The sequence below is a fragment of the Sphingosinicella sp. SM1-17 genome (assembly GCF_056821765.1).
Genome location: NZ_JBPDIO010000001.1, coordinates 651,993 through 672,200, shown reverse-complemented (window position 1 = coordinate 672,200; position 20,208 = coordinate 651,993). Strand labels below are relative to the sequence as shown.

The 20,208-nt window shown below is 64.6% G+C and carries 17 protein-coding genes; 7 read left to right on the top strand and 10 right to left on the bottom strand.

The features are described from left to right. Both ACRYLT_RS03500 and ACRYLT_RS03495 read right to left on the bottom strand, forming a co-directional pair. A complete protein-coding gene (locus ACRYLT_RS03500) occupies positions 1 to 915 on the bottom strand; it encodes a class I SAM-dependent methyltransferase (protein ID WP_482662721.1) in 915 nt (304 codons plus the stop codon). Further along, positions 912 to 2,789 carry a tetratricopeptide repeat protein gene (locus tag ACRYLT_RS03495; RefSeq protein ID WP_482662720.1) on the bottom strand — a complete coding sequence of 626 codons (1,878 nt, stop codon included), beginning with the start codon at positions 2,787 to 2,789 and terminating at the stop codon, positions 912 to 914. The genes ACRYLT_RS03500 and ACRYLT_RS03495 overlap by 4 nt, the downstream gene beginning before the upstream one ends. Before the next feature lie 113 nt (positions 2,790 to 2,902). Between ACRYLT_RS03495 and ACRYLT_RS03490 the strand changes: the two genes are divergently transcribed. After that, positions 2,903 to 5,842, top strand: coding sequence for a TonB-dependent receptor plug domain-containing protein (locus tag ACRYLT_RS03490; protein WP_482662719.1), 2,940 nt, complete (start codon positions 2,903 to 2,905; stop codon positions 5,840 to 5,842). A gap of 91 nt (positions 5,843 to 5,933) precedes the next feature. On the opposite strand, the gene clpB is transcribed toward ACRYLT_RS03490, so the two are convergent. Then, on the bottom strand, positions 5,934 to 8,531 hold the full coding sequence (gene clpB / locus ACRYLT_RS03485) for an ATP-dependent chaperone ClpB (protein WP_482662718.1): 2,598 nt from the start codon (positions 8,529 to 8,531) through the stop codon (positions 5,934 to 5,936). Positions 8,532 to 8,832: 301 nt separating this feature from the next. On the opposite strand from clpB, the gene ACRYLT_RS03480 reads away from it, so the two are divergent. Continuing rightward, positions 8,833 to 11,766, top strand: coding sequence for an insulinase family protein (locus ACRYLT_RS03480; RefSeq protein WP_482662717.1), 2,934 nt, complete (start codon positions 8,833 to 8,835; stop codon positions 11,764 to 11,766). A 22-nt stretch (positions 11,767 to 11,788) separates the two neighbouring features. On the opposite strand, the gene ACRYLT_RS03475 is transcribed toward ACRYLT_RS03480, so the two are convergent. Together ACRYLT_RS03475 and purE are read right to left on the bottom strand one after the other, a co-directional pair. Continuing rightward, the gene (locus ACRYLT_RS03475) at positions 11,789 to 12,868 is read right to left on the bottom strand and encodes a 5-(carboxyamino)imidazole ribonucleotide synthase (protein ID WP_482662716.1); all 1,080 of its coding nucleotides are present in this window, start codon (positions 12,866 to 12,868) and stop codon (positions 11,789 to 11,791) included. Next, the gene (purE, locus tag ACRYLT_RS03470; protein WP_482662715.1) at positions 12,865 to 13,353 is read right to left on the bottom strand and encodes a 5-(carboxyamino)imidazole ribonucleotide mutase; all 489 of its coding nucleotides are present in this window, start codon (positions 13,351 to 13,353) and stop codon (positions 12,865 to 12,867) included. The genes ACRYLT_RS03475 and purE overlap by 4 nt, the downstream gene beginning before the upstream one ends. Before the next feature lie 212 nt (positions 13,354 to 13,565). Here purE and ACRYLT_RS03465 point away from each other — a divergent pair, with 212 nt between their 5' ends. Continuing rightward, positions 13,566 to 14,177 (top strand): GGDEF domain-containing protein, encoded by a 612-nt coding sequence (locus tag ACRYLT_RS03465; RefSeq protein WP_482662714.1) that lies wholly within the window; start codon positions 13,566 to 13,568, stop codon positions 14,175 to 14,177. On the opposite strand, the gene gpmA is transcribed toward ACRYLT_RS03465, so the two are convergent. From gpmA to ACRYLT_RS03445, 4 genes are read right to left on the bottom strand one after another with little or no spacing between them, the layout of a single operon-like run. Then, positions 14,174 to 14,863: a 2,3-diphosphoglycerate-dependent phosphoglycerate mutase gene (gene gpmA, locus ACRYLT_RS03460; protein WP_482662713.1), complete on the bottom strand. Its 690-nt coding sequence runs from the start codon at positions 14,861 to 14,863 to the stop codon at positions 14,174 to 14,176. The genes ACRYLT_RS03465 and gpmA overlap by 4 nt on opposite strands. 38 nt (positions 14,864 to 14,901) lie before the next feature. Then, positions 14,902 to 15,360, bottom strand: a complete 459-nt coding sequence (locus ACRYLT_RS03455) for a GNAT family N-acetyltransferase (RefSeq protein ID WP_482662712.1) — start codon at positions 15,358 to 15,360, stop codon at positions 14,902 to 14,904. 6 nt (positions 15,361 to 15,366) lie between these two features. Next, a complete protein-coding gene (locus tag ACRYLT_RS03450) occupies positions 15,367 to 16,503 on the bottom strand; it encodes a M14 family metallopeptidase (RefSeq protein ID WP_482662711.1) in 1,137 nt (378 codons plus the stop codon). Positions 16,504 to 16,524: 21 nt separating this feature from the next. Beyond that, complete coding sequence (locus ACRYLT_RS03445; protein ID WP_482662710.1) at positions 16,525 to 17,142, bottom strand: DUF4136 domain-containing protein; 618 nt, start codon at positions 17,140 to 17,142, stop codon at positions 16,525 to 16,527. 87 nt (positions 17,143 to 17,229) lie between these two features. Here ACRYLT_RS03445 and galE point away from each other — a divergent pair, with 87 nt between their 5' ends. Both galE and ACRYLT_RS03435 read left to right on the top strand, forming a co-directional pair. Continuing rightward, positions 17,230 to 18,237, top strand: coding sequence for a UDP-glucose 4-epimerase GalE (gene galE, locus ACRYLT_RS03440; protein WP_482662709.1), 1,008 nt, complete (start codon positions 17,230 to 17,232; stop codon positions 18,235 to 18,237). Between the two features lie 177 nt (positions 18,238 to 18,414). Next, the gene (locus ACRYLT_RS03435; protein ID WP_482662708.1) at positions 18,415 to 18,684 is read left to right on the top strand and encodes a hypothetical protein; all 270 of its coding nucleotides are present in this window, start codon (positions 18,415 to 18,417) and stop codon (positions 18,682 to 18,684) included. 75 nt (positions 18,685 to 18,759) lie between these two features. Here the strand turns inward: ACRYLT_RS03435 and ACRYLT_RS03430 are convergent, their stop codons facing one another. After that, positions 18,760 to 19,236: an Lrp/AsnC family transcriptional regulator gene (locus ACRYLT_RS03430; protein WP_482662707.1), complete on the bottom strand. Its 477-nt coding sequence runs from the start codon at positions 19,234 to 19,236 to the stop codon at positions 18,760 to 18,762. A gap of 203 nt (positions 19,237 to 19,439) precedes the next feature. Between ACRYLT_RS03430 and ykgO the strand changes: the two genes are divergently transcribed. Both ykgO and ACRYLT_RS03420 read left to right on the top strand, forming a co-directional pair. Continuing rightward, the gene (gene ykgO, locus ACRYLT_RS03425) at positions 19,440 to 19,565 is read left to right on the top strand and encodes a type B 50S ribosomal protein L36 (protein WP_006833921.1); all 126 of its coding nucleotides are present in this window, start codon (positions 19,440 to 19,442) and stop codon (positions 19,563 to 19,565) included. Positions 19,566 to 19,569: 4 nt separating this feature from the next. Further along, positions 19,570 to 20,196 (top strand): HAD family hydrolase, encoded by a 627-nt coding sequence (locus ACRYLT_RS03420; RefSeq protein WP_482665386.1) that lies wholly within the window; start codon positions 19,570 to 19,572, stop codon positions 20,194 to 20,196. Positions 20,197 to 20,208: the final 12 nt, after the last annotated feature.

The window sequence follows — 20,208 nt, the reverse complement described above, 5'->3', positions numbered from 1 at the left end:
CTATTCCGGCTTGCGACCCGCCACTAACCAGGCAAAGGGTCGATCGGATCCCTCCTCCGCGATCGCCCGCGTCGGGTCCAGAACCAGCCCGGCGGAAGAAAGCTGCTTCTCCAGCAGAGCGATGCCAGCCGAGTCGCGGGCTGCGGCGCGAAGCGCATGGATCCTGGCGATCTCATTCTCCGCTTTGCTCTTCAGCGTCGCCAGAACCTCCAGAGTTTCGATCGGCGGTCGGCTTCGCCCCATTTCGAGCGTGTGCAGGATCGCTGTGGCAAACTCTTCAGCCACATTCTGGGCTGGGAAGCGCGATCGCGCTTCACTCGGTGCGGATCGGAAGAGCGGAGGCGTCGGTAGGCTCGTCATCTGCCGGGCCTTGGCCAAGGCAGAAGCCTTCTCGAGGAGACCGCTGGCTTCGGAAGCCCACTGCAGCGCCTCGGCGCGCCCGGCATTGTGGGCGACGATCGGCCCATTTGCATGGTGGATGATGAAGCAGCATTGCCCGCTGGGGCGCAGAACGCGGCAAACCTCGCCACTGATCCGCTCGGTGTCGCCATATTCGAATCCGAACTGGCTCGACACCAGATGGAAGGATCCTTCGTCGAAGGGAAGATCCTCCATCGGCACGCCGCATTTCAGCGTCGCGCCCTTGGGACCGGGAGGAAGTGCCGCCGAGCTGTCGACGCCAATGAGCACCAGGTCCTTGCGCGCTCGCAACATCTTGCCAAGTACGGCGCCGTCTCCGGTGGCAAGGTCCAGGACGCGTGCGCCGGGCCGGAGGCCACGGACAATATCCTGCCAGACCCGCGCCTGAGCGGCGTCGATCTTTGCCAGACCTTCGGGCAGGCAGCCGCTTTCTGGCCCAACGCCGCCGGTCTTCCAGAAATCCGACCAAGCGGCTTCGCTTCGTGTTCCGCTCATTGTGCGACAACATCGAAGGCCACGGTCAGCCGTTCCCCCTCGGCGAATGGGCGAGTGCCGTGGAAGAGATAGCTCGGGAAGAGGGCCAGCCGACCCGGTTTCGGCTCGATCGTCGCCAGCGCTTCGAGCGGCAGTCCGAGTTCGATCGGCGGGCGACCGAGCTCGAGCCAACCGTCTCGCGTCTCCCTGGAGCCGATCGTCGGAGGGAGGCTGATGTAGCAGGCCGAACTCAATATCCCCTCTGGATGGACATGGTTCACATGGAAGCCCTGGCTTGTCAGTCGCACCGACCAGGATCCCTCGATCGCCATCGGCTCATCGCGATGTCGCAACAAGGGATGCGCGGGGTCGACTGGAGGAAGAGCGGCCATATGATCGCGAACCGCTGTCAGCAACGCCTCGTGCAACCGAGCGATCGGGCGCTCGGTGCGGGAGAAAAGGCGCCCCCGGGTCTGCGTTCCCCCCCGAAGCGACTGGCCGATCGGATGGGCCCGGGTGATGTGAAGGCGACGCAACAGGTCGGCAGTCTCCTCCAGCTCGTCGGGCGCAAGGCCGATGTCGCGAACCCCGAAAAGGCCCGGCTGCCCGGATAGCCAGTCGTGCCGATCGTCCCCGACGAGACGCCACGCAAGGTCGAGATGGGCCCAGCCATTGATCGAGGAAGGGTCGATCCGCGTTACCTGCTCGAATCGTTCAGCCGCACTCGATGCATCCCCCAGCCGGAGCAAGATACGCGCTCGGGCAAACGCCGAATCGGATGTTGCTTCGTTGCCCAACCGGTCGAGGATCGCCAGCGCGCTTCGGGGATTGCCGGACTCGCTGGTGAAGATCGCCTCCATCAAAAGCATGTGCCGATCCTCGCCGAGCAGGGCGCGGGCCCCCTTCAAAGCGGCAAGGGCATCAGAATGCCTTTCGGCACGGGCGAGCGTTTGCCAGTAGGAATAATGAAGGGCTCGATCGTATGGACGCTGTTCCAGCGAACGGACATAATGGTCGGCGAAATCCTCGCCTTGCCCCGCTTCGGAACGCATTCGCGCAAGCACTTCGTGCCCGGAGACCCAGGAGGGATCCCGGACTACGGCGTCTTCCATCAGCCTTATGCCGCGCGGATCCCCCTCGGCTTCCAATGCCTCGGCCAGTCCCAAGATCAGGTCGGGCTCTCCGGGCGCTTGCTCCAGAGCGCGGGCATAGAAGGCCGATGCGCCTTCCTCTCCCCGTTCTACGGCAATCCGAGCCCGACCGTGGAGCGCCACTCTCCGGTTTGGGTCATTCCTCAATGCCGCTTCGAACGCCTCAGCCGCTTCGGCCAAGCGGCCGAGCTTCTTCAGGACGCTGCCACGCGCCGAATGGACGCGCGCGTCGTTTGAAGCGGTTGCGACAAGCTGGTCCAGGTCGGTCAGTGCCTCCTCCAGGCGGCCGAGTTTCTGCAACAGGATGGCACGGTTGTAGCGAGCGTCACGGAATGAAGGCTTGATGGCGAGCGCACGACCGTAGAGCTCAAGCGCCTCGTCCCATTCGCCGATCTCGCCAAGCAGGTTCGCATAGTTGCCGAGCAACTGAGCGTCACCAGGAGCCAGTGCCGTGGCCCGCAGAAAGGCCTGGCGGGAGCCGGCGAGGTTTCCCAGCTTCTTCTCGACTAATGCAAGAAGATGGAGAACCGCTGGATGGTCGCCGGCAAGTTTCCGTACCTGAGCAAGGTCGGTCCGGGCTGCGTCGAATCGCTGGCCGAGGAAAGCCTGTTCGGCGCGGGCAAAGAGGCTGTTGACGTCCGTCGGCACGCTGCCGTTGATGCCTTGCAGTAGTTCCACTGTCCAGTCGTTGAGCCGAAGGAAGGCAGGCGTCGCCGATCTGCGGAAACCCGCACGTTGCGCCACCGTAACTTTCCCAGATTGTTGCAGCTTTATTGCCGCTTCTACTCAAGCCGCGTCGCGCACCTGACGCAGACCTCGTCATTCGTGCGTAGCCCTCAGCGGAGAAGGCCATCCTGATGTTCAATCCTGTTCGCACTCGTCTGCTTTCATCCACCCTGCTCATCGGGCTGGCCGGAATGGCCGCGCCCGCAATGGCCCAGTCGGAGTCGTCGGCCCCTGCGCAAGGCGCCGCTTCGTCGCAGGACGGGGCCCCGGCTACTGAGCCGCCGCTTGCGCCTGAAGGCGAAGCAATCGTCGTGACCGGCTCGCGCATTTCTCGCCAGGAGCTGAACTCGATCGTGCCGGTTGCCGTCCTCGGCAGTGAGGATCTGCAGCGCGACGCGGCGATCAACATTCAGGACACATTGAATGAGCTTCCGCAGGTCGGGACCGGCTTCACCCGAACCAACACGAACTTTCTGACATCGGGCAACGGCGTAGCAACGGTCAACCTGCGCAACCTGTCGTCCAATCGGACGCTGGTCCTGGTCAATGGACGTCGCTTCGTTGCCGGCCTGGCCGGCACGTCGGCAGTCGACTTGAACAACATCCCGACCGACTTCATCGAGCGGGTCGAGATCGTCACTGGGGGCGCCTCCGCCGTTTACGGATCGGAGGCCATTGCCGGCGTCGTCAACTTCATTCTGAAGGATCGGTTCGACGGCATCCAGGCACGGGCCCAGTATGGCATTACGGAGCGCGGCGACAATGCGCGCTACCTGGCGGCGATCACCGCCGGCACCAGCTTTGGTGCCGACGACCGCGGATCCTTCATCGGACACTTCTCATACGACCGCGATGAGGGACTCCTTTCTGCGGCCCGTGAAATTTCTCGGGAAGACTGCTTCTACGACATTTGCGGCCCCGCCGCCTATTCGAGCTATTCGCCACAGGGCCGCTTCCAGCTGCTCGACGCGAACGGCGCAGGTCAGGATGCCTTCCAAGGTGGAAGTCTCTTCTCGTTCGACACCAGCAACAGCGTGATTGCTGGCGGAGGTGCGGGCTACAACCGGAACGCAGTGCGTCGGATTTCCACTCCGCTCGAGCGTTACCTTGCTGCCGGTATCTTCGGTTACGACATCAGCGAGAACGTTCGCGCATTCGCAGAGGTCACCTACAGCAATGTGCGTTCAAGCTCGCAGATCGAGCCGCTCGCCCTTGATTACACCGACATCTATGACGGCTCGCCGCAGCAGGGCATCGGCATCAGCATCGACAATCCGTTCATCCCAGCAGTGGTTCGGGCGGCCATTGCTGCCCGGAACAGCGACGCCGATCCGGCGAACGATGTCGCCTATATCGGTTTCCGGCGCCGGCAGAATGAAGTTTTCGATCGTTCAAACGTGAATCAGCGCGACACCTGGCGAGTCGCGGCGGGCCTTCGGGGCACCATTGCCGAGGATTGGAACTGGGAAGCGAGCTACGTTTACGGGCGACTGCACGACTTCACCTCGTCCGAGGACATCGACAATAATCGCTATCGCAACGCGCTCGACGCGATCCAGCTCGCCGACGGCAGCATTATCTGCCGCAGCGAAGCGGCTCGCGCCGAAGGCTGCGTTCCGATCAACATCTTCGGCTTCGGCACGGCTTCGCCAGAGGCCTCGGCCTACGTCCAGGCTGTCGTCCCCAAGTCGGAGGATATCGTCAATGAACAGCAGGTTGTTTCGGTCAGCCTGGCCAACTCGAACCTGTTCCAGCTTCCTGCCGGGGGCGTCGGGATTGCGATCGGTGCGGAATATCGCAAGGAAAGGAGTGTCGACGATCTCGACATCCTTACCAACACCGGTGGCAATTCAGGCAATCAGATTCCGGACACAGTCGGCGAGTTCGACGTGTGGGAGGTCTATGGCGAGCTCAACGTTCCGATCCTGCGCGACACCTTCGTCAACTATTTCGGGGTGACTGGAGCCGTCCGCTACTCCGACTACAGCCAGCCACAGGTGGGAGGCGTGCTGAGCTGGAACGTCGGAGCCGAGCTCGAACCGTTCGACGGCCTTCGACTGCGCGGTGTTTATGCACGAGCGAATCGTGCTCCGAACATCTCCGAATTCGCCTCGGCGCCCTCGGAGACTTTCGCGGGTGTCAACGATCCCTGCGACGGAGTGACGGCAACGAGCACCGGGCAGTATGATGCTGCGTGCCGTGCCATCCCCGCCATCGCAGCGGCTATCGCGGCCAATGGTGCGTTCGAATACACGCTGGCGGATATCCAGGGGATCAACGGCTTCGTCGGCGGCAACCCGGACCTTCGCGAAGAGCAGGCCGAGACGATAACCATCGGTGCGGTCTTCACGCCACGTTTCGTTCGGGGCCTCAGCCTCACGGCCGACTATTTCGACATCCGGGTGGACGATGCGATCAGCACGATCAGCCGCAATCTGTCGATTCAGCAGTGCCTGCTGACCTCGGATCCCGTCTTCTGCGACAATGTCTTCCGCAGCGGAGCCACCGGCTTCGTCACGCGTGTCGACGCCCAGCTGATCAACGTTGCAGAGCTTCGCACCCGCGGAATCGACTTCGGGCTGCGTTACGGACGCCGCCTCGGATTGGCTGGCGATGATCGGATCGACCTGAACGTCAACTATACCTATCTGATCGACTATAAGAGCCAGGCCAATCCTTCGGCGCCGGTCCAGGAGTTTGCGGACAGCATCTACTATCCGGAGCATAAGGCGAGCGCCCGCGCGACTTATCAGAATGGTCCGTTCAGCCTGAGTTGGCAGGTCAACTATCTGAGCGGCGGTACTGCCGACATCGACCTCGTCGGGGATCCGGATGCCGAACCGCTGAACAATGTCGATGGGCGCTTCTATCACGACGCGCAAATCCGCTGGGATGTCGGGCCGGACCGGCGCTACAGCTTCTACGTCGGCGTGGACAATCTGTTCGACTCGAAGCCGCCGTTCCTGCCAGGCACCCCGTTCGTTCTGTCGCCGACCGGCACCGAAACAGCAGCGGACATTTACGATCCGTTCGGCCGTCGATTCCACGCCGGCGTTCAGGTGCGCTTCTAGAATCCCATTCGCTGCATTTACCCCTAGCAGCGCTACTGTGGGGCGGAGCTTCGGCTCCGCCCCTCTCTTTGCGCCCGGCTTTCGCGAACCTTCAGGCGGCGGCGCGCTGCTCGGCGACGTCAAGCACGAGCGCGCCGTCGCCTTCGTCGATCCGCACGGTCTGGCCATCGCGGATCTCGCCACGAAGGATGGCTTCGGCGAGCGGGTCCTGAAGGTGCTTCTGCACTGAGCGCTTCAACGGCCGAGCGCCATAGACGGGATCGTAGCCGACTCGGCCGAGCCAGGCTCGAGCGCCGTCGGTGAGCTCCAGCCGGATCTTGCGGTCCTTCAGCAGCGCCTGGACCCGGCCCACCTGAATGTCGACGATCGGCCCCATATGTTCCTGGGCGAGCCGGTGGAACAGGATGATCTCGTCCAGCCGGTTGAGGAATTCGGGCCGGAAATGGGCCCGGACGACCTCCATCACCTGAGGCTCGACGTCCTCGACCTTCTGACCGTCCGAAAGGCTGGACAGGAAATGGCTGCCGAGATTCGACGTCAGGATGATGATCGTGTTGGTGAAGTCGACCGTCCGCCCCTGGCCGTCGGTAAGTCGTCCGTCGTCGAGCACCTGCAGAAGGACGTTGAAGACGTCGTTATGCGCCTTCTCGACCTCGTCGAAGAGAACGACCTGATAGGGGCGCCGACGAACCGATTCCGTCAGTACGCCGCCTTCTTCATAGCCGACATAGCCCGGAGGCGCGCCGATCAGCCGGGCGACGCTGTGCTTTTCCATGAATTCGGACATGTCGATCCGGACCATGGCGTGCGCGTCGTCGAACAGGAATTCGGCCAGCGCCTTGGTCAGCTCCGTCTTGCCGACCCCGGTCGGGCCGAGAAACAGGAACGATCCCATCGGCCGGTTCGGATCCTGCAGCCCGGCGCGCGCTCGGCGGATGGCGCGACTGACCGCGTCGACCGCCTGCTCCTGACCGATCACCCGCTTGCCGAGCTGGGCCTCCATCGCCAGCAGCTTCTCGCGCTCTCCTTCGAGCATCCTGTCGACCGGGATTCCGGTCCAGCGCGAGACGACCGCGGCGATGTCCTCGCTCGTGACTTCCTCGCGCAGCATGGCATGTTCGCTGGCGGCCTGAGCTTCGGAAAGCTGCCTTTCCAGCGTCGGAATGACTCCGTAGGAGAGCTCGCCCGCCTTGGCGAGGTCGCCGCTGCGCTGCGCCTGCTCGAGCTGGAGCCGGGCCTGGTCGAGCTGCTCCTTGATCTTCGCCTCGGCGTGGATCTTCTCCTTTTCCGCCTGCCAGCGCTGAGTGAGCTCGGACGACTGCTGCTCGAGATTGGCGAGCTCCTCTTCAAGGGCGGTGAGGCGCTCCCTCGAAGCCACGTCGCTTTCCTTCTTCAGAGCCTCCCGCTCGATCTTCAGCTGGATGATCCGCCGATCGAGCGTTTCGATCTCCTCCGGCTTGCTCTCCACCTCCATCCGGATCCGCGAGGCCGCCTCGTCCATGAGATCGATCGCCTTGTCGGGCAGGAATCGGTCGGTGATGTAGCGGTTGGACAGGGTCGCCGCCGAGACAAGCGCGGAATCGGTGATCCGCACGCCATGGTGAAGCTCGTATTTCTCCTTCAGGCCGCGAAGGATCGAGATCGTGTCTTCGACGGTGGGCTCGCCGATGAAGACCGGCTGGAACCGCCGCTGAAGTGCCGGATCCTTCTCAACATGCTTGCGATATTCGTCCAGCGTGGTGGCGCCGATGCAGTGCAGCTCGCCCCGGGCGAGCGCCGGCTTGAGCAGGTTGGAGGCATCCATCGCCCCCTCGCTCTTGCCGGCGCCGATCAGGGTATGCATCTCGTCGATGAACAGGACGATGTCGCCTTCGGCCTGCTTCACCTCGTCGAGCACCCCCTTCAGCCGCTCCTCGAACTCGCCGCGATATTTGGCTCCGGCGATCAGAGCGCCCATGTCGAGCGCCATCAGCCGGCGGTCCTTGAGGCTGTCCGGCACGTCGCCATTGGCGATCCGGAGCGCGAGGCCTTCGGCGATGGCCGTCTTGCCCACTCCGGGATCGCCGATGAGGACCGGATTGTTCTTGGTGCGGCGGGCAAGGATCTGAACGGTTCGGCGGATTTCCTCGTCACGGCCGATCACCGGGTCGAGCTTGCCGTCGCGCGCCGCCTGGGTCAGGTCGCGCGCGAACTTCTTGAGCGCATCATAGCGGTCTTCGGCGGTCTGAGTGTCCGCGGTCCGGCCACCTCGAAGCTCGTTGATTGCTGCATTGAGGGCCTCGGCCTTCACTCCCGCATCGGCGAGCGCCTTGCCGGCGTCGCTGCTCGTGGCGAGCACCAGAGCGAGAAGCAGCCGTTCGACCGTGACATAGGAATCGCCGGCCTTCTGCGCGATCTGCTCCGCCTGATCGAGGATCCGGATCGTCTCGCCATCCAGCGATGGCGGGGTGTTCGCGCCGCTTCCGGAAACGGCCGGAATCCTGGCCAGCGCCTGATCGGTCCCTCGGCGGGCCGCCTCGGCGCTGCCGCCCGCGCGGGCGATCAGGCCCGAAGCCATGCCCTGATCGTCCTCGAGCAGGGCCTTGAGCAGATGGACGGGCGCAATGCGTTGATGGTTGAGACGCAAGGCGACGGTCTGGGCCGCCTGGAGGAAGCCACGCGCGCGATCGGTAAATTTCTCGAGGTTCATACTCTCCTGCCCCTATCGTTTGCGTCGGAAATGTAGTGTTGCCGATGTGCAACACAAGAGGTTGGCCCGTGCTCCCGGTTTGTTGCCGCTTCGGCGGTCGAGCGGCTGCGACCAGCCTTGCAACGCCGAAGCGGGGAAATGGAGCCCTGCAAGCCACCGGCACCGCGGCATTGCCGCCCGAGCTCATGCGGCGTCGATCGACGGACCCTTGCCCGTCCTCCGCTCGAGTCATGCTCGGGCCCGCCTTGCCTTGCGCCTTCCACGCGCTATGACTCCTGACGACAAGAAACGGGGAGGTGATATGCGCCGGATTCTCACTGCCTTGGCCATTGCCGCCGGTTTCACGCTGGCCGGCTGCGCAACCACGACAGCGCAAGTTCCAGCCGCCTCCGAAGCGCCTATGTCGAGCTCGGCCGCCGCTCTGGACCCTGCGACTCAGCAGCTGCTCGATCGGGTGAACGTTCCGTTCGAAACCTTTACCCTCGACAATGGCCTCAGGGTCGTCGTTCACGAGGATCGCAAGGCGCCGGTCGTGGCGGTGTCCATCTGGTACAATGTCGGGTCGAAGGATGAGCCGCCGGGTCGGACGGGTTTCGCCCATCTCTTCGAGCACATCATGTTCAATGGTTCGGAAAACGCGCCGGGCGAATATTTCGAATATACCCGCGCCATGGGGGCGACCGATCTCAACGGTACCACCTGGTTCGACCGGACCAATTATTTCCAGACCGTTCCGCGCTCGGCGCTCGAGCGGGCGCTCTTCCTCGAGAGCGACCGGATGGGCCACCTTCTCGGCGCCGTCACCCAGGAAAACCTGACCAACCAGATCGGGGTCGTTCAGAACGAGAAGAGGCAGGGCGACAACCAGCCGTTCGGGCTCGTCGAATATGCGCAGCTCGAGGCGCTTTTTCCGGAAGGCCACCCTTATCGGCATTCGACGATCGGCTCGATGGCCGATCTTTCCGCCGCGACTCTCGACACGGTCCGGGAGTGGTTCCGCGACAATTACGGTCCCAACAATGCGGTGCTGGTCCTCGCCGGCGACATCGATGCCGCCGAAGCGCGTCCACTGGTCGAGCGCTACTTCGGCCCGATCCCGAGGGGCCCGCAGAACGTGCCCGCGCAGGCCGATGTCCCCACCCTCGAGCGTCGAGTCGACCAGGTGATGCAGGATCGCGTCGCCAATGTTCGACTTTATCGCAGCTGGGCCGTTCCCGGCCTGACCCACGAGGATGTCGTCCCCTTGTCGGTCGGTGCGGCGGTGCTCGGCGGGCTGGCGAGTTCGCGGCTCGACAATGAGCTGGTCCGCGGCGCCCAGACCGCCGTCAGGGTCACGGCAAACCTGCAGCCATTTCAGCGGGTGGGCATCTTCGAGGTTACCGTCGACGTGAAGCCCGGGGAAGACGCCGACGCGGTTTCCCGTCGACTTGACGAGATCATCGACGAATTCGTCCGCAGCGGCCCGACCGAGGATGAGGTTCGGCGAACCGTGATGCGCACGCTTTCGAGCCGGATTCAGGGGCTCGAGCAGGTCGGCGGCTTCGGCGGAAAGGCCGTCGCGCTGGCCGAAGGCATGCTCTACGCGGACGATCCCGCTTTCTATCGGCGCCGCCTCGAGCAGCTCGCGGCGACCACGCCCGAACAGGTGCGCTCGGCCATGCAGCGCTGGCTGACCCGCCCCGTTTATGCACTCAAGGTCGAACCGGGCGAGCGCCCGGCCTATGAGGAGGCGCCGGGAGTGACCGGCAGCCGCTCGGCCACTCTGGCCATGGCGGCGCCAAGCCAGCGGCCGCGTTATTACCGCACCCCGGAAGCGGGCGAGCAGCCGCTCGCGCCGCTCCCCTATACGCAGCAGTCGGAAGGTGGAGCGGGCGGCCAGCGGCCGATGCCGCCGCTTGGCCAGACCCCCAATCTCGACTTTCCGGAGGTCGAGCGGGCGCGCCTGTCGAACGGAATCCAGGTCGTTTATGCGCGTCGCAACGTCGTCCCGGTCACCCGGGTCGCAGTCGAGTTCGACGCCGGGATAGCCGCCGATCCGGCGGACCGCCTCGGAACTCAGCAGCTCATGCTGAATCTGCTCGAAGAGGGGACGACGAGCCTCAATTCGATCCAGCTTGCGGAAGCGCAGGAGCGACTCGGTGCCGCAATCGGTACCCAGGCTTCGCTGGACCGGACCGCCGTCACTCTGACGGCCCTGACTCCGAACCTTGGAGCCTCGCTCGATCTGCTCGCCGACGTCATCCGCAACCCGGCTTTCGCCCCCGCGGAAGTGGAGCGGCTGCGTCAGCAGCAGCTTGCCAGCATTGCTCAGGAACTGACTCAGCCCGGTGCGATCGCCGCTCGGGCGCTGCCGCTGGTGCTCTATGGGGCCCAGCACCCATATGGGAAGCCGGGCACCGGCAGTGGCGATCCGGCCGCTGTCCGGGCGGTCACCCGCGACGAGCTGATCCGGTTTCATCAAAGCTGGATCCGCCCGGACAATGCCACGATCTTCGCAGTCGGCGACCTGCCTCTGAATGAGCTCGTTCCGCAACTCGAGGCTCGCTTCGGCAACTGGACTCCGCCTTCGGTGCCTCGCGGAACGAAGCAGTTCGGCGCCCCGGCGCAAACCGACCGGCCGCGCATCGTCCTGATCGATCGCCCGCAGTCGCCGCAAAGCTTCATCCTGGCGGGCCAGCTGCTTCCGGTTCAGGGCACTCAGGATCTGCTGACGCTCACGACCGCCAACGAAGTGCTCGGCGGGAACTTCCTGGCCCGAATCAACATGGATCTGCGCGAGCGGCGTGGCTGGTCTTACGGAGCCTTCGGATCGACCTCGCTACGCGAACATCAGGTGCCCTATATCATCCAGGCGCCGGTGCAGGCCGACCGTACCGGTGACTCGATCCGGGCGATTCAGGAGCAGGTTCGCGGGTTCCTCACCACCAACGGAGTCACCGCGGCCGAACTCGCTCGAACCATTGCGGGCAATACCGGTCAGCTGCCGGGACAGTTCGAGACTTCGCCGGCCGTTCTCGGCGCTCTTCGCAGCAACGCGCTGTTCCGCCGCCCCGACAATTATTGGGAGACGGTGGCGGACCGTTACCGGCGGATGACGGCCCAGGAACTGGACCAGCGTGCCCGGGCGACGATCGATCCCGACAATTTCGTCTGGGTGGTGGTCGGCGACGCTCAGCGCATTCGGCCCCAGCTTGAGAGCCTCGGACTTCCGATCGAGGTGATGCAGCCGCGCTGATGTTGCGGCGGCCGGATCGAGGCTAGTCCTCCATCCGGCCGATCAGCCGGGTGACATGACCCATCTTGCGGCCAGGCCGGGCCTCGCTCTTGCCGTAGAGGTGGAGATGCGCCGTCCGGTCGGTGAGCAGAGTCGGCCACTGGCCGGCCTCGTCGCCGATCAGGTTGCGCATTTCGACGCTCCTCGCCGTCCGGTCGGTGGCGCCCAGCGGAAGCCCGCAGATCGCCCGGATATGGTTTTCGAACTGGGAGGTCAGTGCGCCTTCGATCGTCCAGTGGCCGCTATTGTGCACCCGTGGTGCCATCTCGTTGAACAGGGCGTCCTCGCCCAGTGCGAAGAATTCCAGCGCCAATGTCCCGACATAGTCGAGAGCCTGGGCGAGCCGTCGTGCCAGATCCTCCGCAGCTCGGATCGCCGGTGCGAGACTTGCCTCGGCCGGTGCGATGGATCGGTCGAGAATGCCTCGCCGGTGAACGTTTCTCGGCGAGTCCCAGAGAACCATCTCACCGCTGGCCGAGCGGCACAGCAGGATCGAGAATTCCGCTTCAAACGCAACGAAGCCCTCCAGGACACTGGGCGCGCCTTGCACCGCCTCCCAGGCCTCGGCGGCGCTGCCGCCATCCGCGATCCGGACCTGCCCCTTTCCGTCATAGCCGAAGCGGCGGGTCTTCAGGATGGCGGGCGTGCCGATCGCGTCGAGAGCCGCCTCGAGATCCGAAAGGCTGTCCACCCGGGCGAACGGTGCCGGGCGCCCACCATGGTTCAGAACGAAGTTCTTCTCGCTCAGCCGGTCCTGCGCGATCTCCAGCGCCTGTCGTGGCGGGTAGAGCGGCGCCTTGCCGGTCAGCGCGCTGAGCGGACCGGCAGCGATATTTTCGAACTCGTAGGTCGCCACGTCCACCTGTTCGCCGAAGCGCCTGAGCGCTTCCTCGTCATCATAGGCTCCGCGGGTGAAATGAGCGGCCACTTCCGCCGCCGGCGGAAACTCGTCCGGCGCGTAGATATGGCATTTGTAGCCGAGCTGCGCGGCGGCCATGGCCAGCATCCGCCCCAGCTGGCCGCCGCCGACGATGCCGATGGTGGAGCCGGGCGGGATCGTCATTCCGGCTGCTGAGCCACGCTTTCGGTCTGCCGCGCCCGCCAGGCCTCGAGCCGCGCCGCGAGGGCCTCGTCGCTGCCTGCAAGGATGGCGGCGGCAAGCAGCCCGGCATTGGTCGCTCCGGCCGGGCCGATGGCGAGCGTTCCGACCGGCACGCCGGCAGGCATCTGAACGATCGAAAGAAGGCTGTCGAGCCCGCCCAGCGCCTTGGATTCGACGGGCACGCCGAGCACTGGAAGCCGGGTCATCGACGCCGCCATTCCCGGCAGGTGCGCCGCCCCGCCGGCACCGGCAATGATCGCCTTGAGGCCTCGCCCGGCAGCGCTTCGGGCATATTCGAAGAGCCGTTCCGGGGTTCGATGGGCGGAGACGATCCGAGTCTCGTGCGGCACTTCCAGCACGCTCAGGATCTCCGCGGCATGGCGCATCGTCTCCCAATCGGAGCGACTGCCCATGATGATGCCGATGCGCGGCGCTTCGTCTGCCATTTCGTTCCTGATCTGCTTGGACCGGCGAAGCGCCACTCCTTACGGTTCCGACTTCGAACCGGCAATGGCCGAGATGTGCCCAAGGGCGGGCATCCGGTGGCTTCGGGGCAGAAGGGGGCACGGGTCTGGTCGATCCGGGGGAGGTGCTTCGCGGCTTGTTAACCAGTGGCGCTGTACAATGTCCCTCTGGCGCGACTGGTGAAGGTGGAACGGTGACGGCACAGCCCGGCTTCGCACGAAGCATCCCGACCGAGCATTTCGGGGACGCTCCCGACCATGCCTTGGCTCGGCTGGCGGATGAAAATGCCCTGCTCCGAGCGGCACTGGCCGAAATGCGCGAACGGATCGGCTTGCTTGAAGACAGCGCCGACAGCGACCCGCTCACCGGCCTTCCCAACGAGCGCGAGGTCCGACGCCAGCTCGATCGGGTGGTCGGCCAGGCAGAACGGTACGGAACGCCGGCGGCCCTGCTGTCCATCGACATTCGCGGCCTCCGGCAGATCAACGAACGACATGGCCAGGTGGCGGGCGACGCCGCTTTGATTCATGTCGGACGGCTGTTGCGCGGCCTCGTCCGAAGCAGCGACGTCGTCGCTCGACTGGACGGCGGCTTCGCGCTGATCCTCGACCATCTCGATTCCGCGTCGGCCATCGAAACGGGCGAGCGGATCGTCCGGTTCGTTGCCGAGCAGCCGCTCGAACTCGGGCGCGGCCAGGTCCGGCTCGAGGCGACGATCGGAATCGCCTCGATCTTCCCGGGTGACGACCCGGACGGGATCCTGGCCCGGGTTCGCCGCAATCTTGCGCGAGTGAAGGAGTTCTAGGCCCGGTCGCGAAGATAGTAGCGCTCGATGGCGGCGAGACTGTCGTCGAGGCTGTAGACGATCGGCTGGCCGGTCGGGATTTCGAGTCCGGTAATCTCGTCGTCGGCGATCTTCGACAGGTGCTTGACCAGCGCCCGCAGCGAATTGCCGTGGGCGGAGATGAGTACCCTCTGACCGGACTGCAGCGCGGGCGCGATCCGCTCTTCCCAATAGGGCAGAACCCGCCCGATCGTGTCCTTCAGGCTTTCGGTCCGCGGCACCGTCACCCCGGCATAGCGGCGGTCGTTGGTGAGATCGAATTCTCCTCCCGGCTCCATCGCCGGCGGCGGGATGTCGAAGGAACGCCGCCAGACATGGACCTGCTCGTCGCCATGCTTGGCCGCCGTTTCGGCCTTGTTGAGCCCCGTCAGCCCGCCATAATGACGTTCGTTGAGCCGCCAATGCTTCTCCTCTGGCAGCCACAGGCGCCCCATCGCGGCAAGAGCGATGTGCAAGGTCCGGATGGCGCGGGTCTGGAGGCTGGTGAAGCAGAGGTCGAAGTCGAAGCCGCGGGCGGCAAGCATTTCGCCGGCCTCGCGCGCCTCGCGTTCACCCTGGTCGGTGAGATCGACGTCCCACCAGCCGGTGAATCGGTTCTCCAGGTTCCAGGCCGACTGGCCGTGACGAATAAGGACAAGTTGCGGCACTTCTACCTCCTTTCGGGAAGGGTCTTGCGGCGCCTAGACTAAAGGTCGAGCGACATGAAGCGGCTGAACGGGTCGTCCGCGCGATACGTGCCGAAGGGTCCGCAGAACGCGAAGCCGAACCCGCCATAGAGCCGGTGTGCCGGAGCAAAGTTCGGCCCCGAACCGGTTTCCAGCAGGAGACGGCGATAGCCACGCTCGCGCGCCACGGCGATGATATGGGTCAGAAGGTTCGCCGCGACGCCCTTTCGCAGATGCTCGGGCGCCGTACGCATCGACTTGATCTCCCCCTCCTGGGGACCGAGCGCCTTCAGGGCTCCGCAGCCAAGCAGCGCCTGTTCGTCCCAGACGCTCCAGAAGGTGATTTCGGGCGCCCGGAGCGCATCGAGATCGAGGGCATGAACGCTTTCGGCCGGTGAAACGGCGTGCATGCCGTCCAGATGCAGCCGAAGCAGCGCCTGGATTTCGGGGCCCGAAAGATCGTCCTTCCGGATCTGCACTCGAACTCAGCGGCCGCGATATTCCGCGACGCGGTCGATCACGGCATGGATTGCGTCCAGGCAGGATCGGGCGAGCAGCTGGCAGCGATCGGGCGACCAGCCATAGACCGGGTCGGGCAGGTCGTCATTGTCCTTGAAGGGCATTTCCAGCGTCATCGACACCGCCCCGAACCGCTCCGCAAGCTGGGCCGTCGACATGGAAAGGTTGGCCATCCCCGGCGAAGGGATCTCATACCCTTTCTCCGTCTGGAAATCGGGCGAGATCCGCACCAGCGCCTCGCTGAAGGCGTCGAACAGCGCCTGCTGCTCCTTGCGCCATCCCGGAATGCCCTCGAACCCGGCGAGGAAGTTGGCGGCGATCGCCTCATCGCCGTGAATGTCCATGGCGAAGTCGACGCCCGTCTTCTTCATTTCCTCGAGCACATAAAGGACTTCCGGGCTCCGCTCGAGGCTCGGCGCGTGCCATTCCCGGTTGAGATTCACTCCGACGGCATTGGTGCGCAGATGGCCGCGCCGCGACCCGTCCGGGTTCATGTTCGGGACGATGTGAAAGGTCGCCTTCTGCCGAAGCCGGCGGGAAATCGGATCGGCCTCGTCGAGAAGCTTTTCGAGAGCGCCTTCCATCCACCATTCGGCCATCGTCTCGCCCGGATGCTGGCGGGCATAGAGCCAGACCTGCAGCGGCCCGCCGGGAAGCCGAAAATAGTCGATCTCCTGCCCGTCCAGAGTCTGGCCGAGCGAGCGATATTCGACGCCAGGCTGAGCCGCGACCGAAGCGACGAGATCGAGATGGCGCTCCATCGAATAAGGCGCGAAATAGGCGAACCAGACGGTATCCGAGGCGGGGGTGACCCGCATTTTCAGGACGCCATTCTCATAGGCTGTGTCGATCCGCTCCCATTCCTCGCGATCGTAGGACATGCAGGTGCGGTAATTCTCCCATCCGTGCGGATAGGCGGAGCCGGCGCAATTGAGGATGTTGATCTCGATCGCGCGACCGGCCGCGCCGCTCACCCGGAAGTAGAACCATTGGTAGAAGTCGGACTGATGATCCTTGACGATTTCAAGGTCGAGGCGGTCGCCTTCGGCGGCGACCAGACGAATATTGCCGCCGTCGAAGGCGCTTGAAACTGAAAGTGTCATCGAACCCAATTCGAAAGGAGATTACCGAACCCTGATAGTCCGGCCCGACTCCCCGGGAAAGTCTTGAAAGAGCGCTGTCGCAAGCCTATCCACGGCCGCGCGACGATCCGCCAGTTCCGAATTGGCGCGGGCTTCGAGCTCCGCCCGGCCCTCCCAGGCAACGGTCGCGTCGGAGCGGCGCTGGATTCGCACTCCAAGCTCCGTCACGACGATCTCGCCCGAGCCGCCGCCGATCGGGACGCTTGCACTCACGCCGCCGCCGACTCCGCTTCGCCAGCCGCCGGTGCCACCGCCGACTCCGACGCTGATCGCCGGGCCGCGCCGCATCGCTTCCCGGCTTCCCTGCTCGACACGCACCAGCGCCACCTGCTCGGAGCGGGCATTGCCTTGAGCCACTCTCCAGCCGAGCCTTGCGAGTTCCCGTTCGATCGGTGCGGAAATCTGGGCGAAGGAAAGGCTGTTCGCCTCCGCGGGGTCGGCCGGCTCGACCCGGATCTCGCCCCGCGCGATCGGTTGGCCGAGGTGGAATCGGGTGACGCTGGCGCCGGGCTGGACTCCCGAACCCTGCGGACCTGTCTGACATCCGGCGAGAAGCACGGCCAGAAGGAGCGCTCCGCCGCGAAATGCGTATTTGTTCATCACCACCTCGTCCCGAGCAAGGAATCCGTATAGGGGCTGTAACGAAAACCGCGGCGATTTGCTGCATCCGATCATGAGAGCGAGAGAATGAACCAACAAGGCAAGAAACTGCCGGTGCTGGTCACCGGTGGCGCGGGCTATATCGGGAGCCACGCCGTACTGGCGCTGCTCGACTCCGGCTGGTCGGTGGTCGTCATCGACAATCTGTCCACCGGCTTCGAATGGGCGGTGCCGAAGGAGGCCGTCTTCGTGCGCGGCGACATTGCGGACCAGGCGCTTGTGGCCGGGCTGATCGCCGAACATGGCATTGGCGCGATCATGCATTTCGCCGGATCGATCGTCGTTCCGGAGTCGGTGGAAAAGCCGCTCAAATATTATCTGAACAATACGGCCAAGAGCCGGGCCCTGATCGAGAGCGCCGTCGAAGGCGGCGTTCGCCACTTCATCTTCTCCTCGACCGCGGCGACCTACGGAATTCCCGACCAGGTTCCGATCCGCGAGGAGGCTCGAACCGAGCCGATCAACCCCTATGGCTGGTCGAAGCTGATGACGGAGCGGATGCTCGTCGACACGGCGGCCGCCTACCCGCTCAACTTTTGCGCGCTTCGCTACTTCAACGTCGCCGGGGCCGACCCGGCGGGGCGGTCCGGCCAGTCGACCGCCGGAGCGACCCACTTGATCAAGGTGGCGGTTGAGGCCGCGACCGGGAAGCGCGACCATGTCGCGGTCTACGGCACCGACTATGACACTCCGGATGGCACCGGGATCCGCGACTATATCCATGTCAGCGACCTTGCCGCGGCCCATGTCGATGCCCTGGAGAAGCTGATCGCCGAACCGCAGTCGAGCTACATCCTGAATTGCGGTTATGGACGGGGCTTCTCGGTGCTGGAGGTGCTCGACGCCGTCGACCGGGTCACCAACATGAAGATCGAGCGGCGGATGTCGCCTCGACGCGCCGGCGATCCTCCCGCACTCACCGCCGACAATGCCAGGATCCTCGCAACTCTCCCCTGGCGTCCGCGCCGCGACGATCTCGACACGATCGTCGCCGATGCGCTGGCGTGGGAGCGAAAGCTCGCCGAACGGGGCTAGGACAGGCGGCAAAATCCTCCAAAAGTCCGGCCGGGCTTGGCAGCAGCGTTTCGCGGTGCCGGCCTGGCGGAGACGGATCGTGCGAATTTGCTTGCGGCGACGTTCGTACATTGCGGCCTGCGTTCGGTGATGGTCTTTTCGCCGCGCCCACGATTCGAACAACAGGGGGAATGCTCAATGAAACTTCTGTCCAAAGCCTTTCTCGCGGCCGGCCTGGTGGCGCTCAGCGCCTGCGGCGGCGGCGCCGAAGAGAATAGCGCGGTCACCAACACCGGCACCGAGGACCTGTACAACGTCGCTCCGGATGATCTCGGCGCCGAGAATCTGCTCGGCAACGAGGCGTTCGGAAACGACACGTTCGGCAACGAAGTCGGAGCCGACAACGGCTCGGCCACCGATCTCGGCTCGGAATCCAATTCGGCCGATTCCGGCACGAACGCGCAATAAGGCGAACCCGATTACCGCTGAGGTCTCCCTAGGTTGAAGCGGTCAACTGCCCCCGGCCAGCGGCCGGGGGCATTTTTATGGCTGGCTTGCTCTGAGGTCGCGCTGCAGGGGATAGGCGGTGGTGCTCTTCACCCGTTCCATGGCGAATCGCGACGTGACGTTCTTGAGCGGGACCCGGTCGATGAGGCCCCGGTAGAAATCATCATATTCGGCCATGCTGCCGACCGCGACCCGGAGCAGATAATCGACGTCGCCGGCCATCCGGTAGACCTCCATCACTTCGGGCATCTCCGACACGGCGGTCGCGAAACCGGAAAGCCAGTCCGGCGAATGATCGGCCGCCTCGATCTCGACGAACACGGAGATGGCAAAGCCGATCGCTTCCGGGTCGAGGATCGCCACCCGCCGCTGGATGACGCCCTGGGCTTCGAGCCGCTGGATCCGCCGCCAGCAGGGGGTCTGGGAGAGGTTCACCCGAGCGGCGACCTCGGCCACCGGCAGGGAGGCGTCCTCCTGAAGGATGGCGAGGATCTTGAGGTCGGTGCGGTCCATGGCCGATGCTTTCCAGAGAGAATTTTCTTCTCTTTATGGGCAAATCGAAGCCGGGCAAGAGCAGGATTTTTCCTGAGGCTGGCCAGGCCTCGCCCGACCGCCGGCGCACTGCGCGGCGCTTGACTTGAATGCGGCCGCCCACTAGGTGAGCGCCTCGTTTTCAGCAACAGCATCGATTAGAAACAGGCAGGGCGTCCCAGGCCATGAAGATCCGCAACTCTCTGAAGTCCCTCAAGTCGCGCCACCGCGACTGTCGCGTGATCCGTCGTCGGGGCCGCACCTACGTCATCAACAAGACGAACCGCCGGTTCAAGGCGCGCCAGGGCTAAGGCTCTGGACCCCAAGCTGGACAGCGCTCCGGCCGCCGTCATTTTCGACGTCGGCAACGTCCTTTACGGCTGGGATCCCGAATCCTTTCTCGCCCGCCAGGTTGCGGACGATTCCGAGCGTCTGAAGTTCATCGAGGATGTCGGCCTCTGGGACTGGCACGAGCGGCTCGACGGCGGCCGTCCTTATGCCGAGGCCGCGGCCGATCTCAGCCAGAAGTTTCCGGAATATGCACACCTGATCGCCGCCTGGGGCGAGCGGTTCGGCGAGACGATCAGCGATCCGGTTCCGGGAATGCCCGAAATTGTCGAGGCCCTCGACTCGCGCGGCGTTCCGCTGTTCGCGATCACCAACTTTTCGGCCGATTTCTGGCCGCCCTTTCATGACCGGGAACGCGCCTTCTTCAGCCGGTTCCGGGACATCGTCGTGTCCGGCGAGGTGAAGCTGCTGAAGCCCGATCCGGCCATCTATTATCTCGCCCTCGACCGGTTCGGCCTGAAGCCCCAGGACGCCCTGTTCATCGACGACCGGGCGATCAACGTCGAGGGCGCCGAGGCGGTGGGGATCCGGGCACACCTCTTCACGAGCGCCGAGGATCTGCGCGAGCGCCTGCAAGGCGAAGGGCTCCTTTAGTTCAGCCTCCGG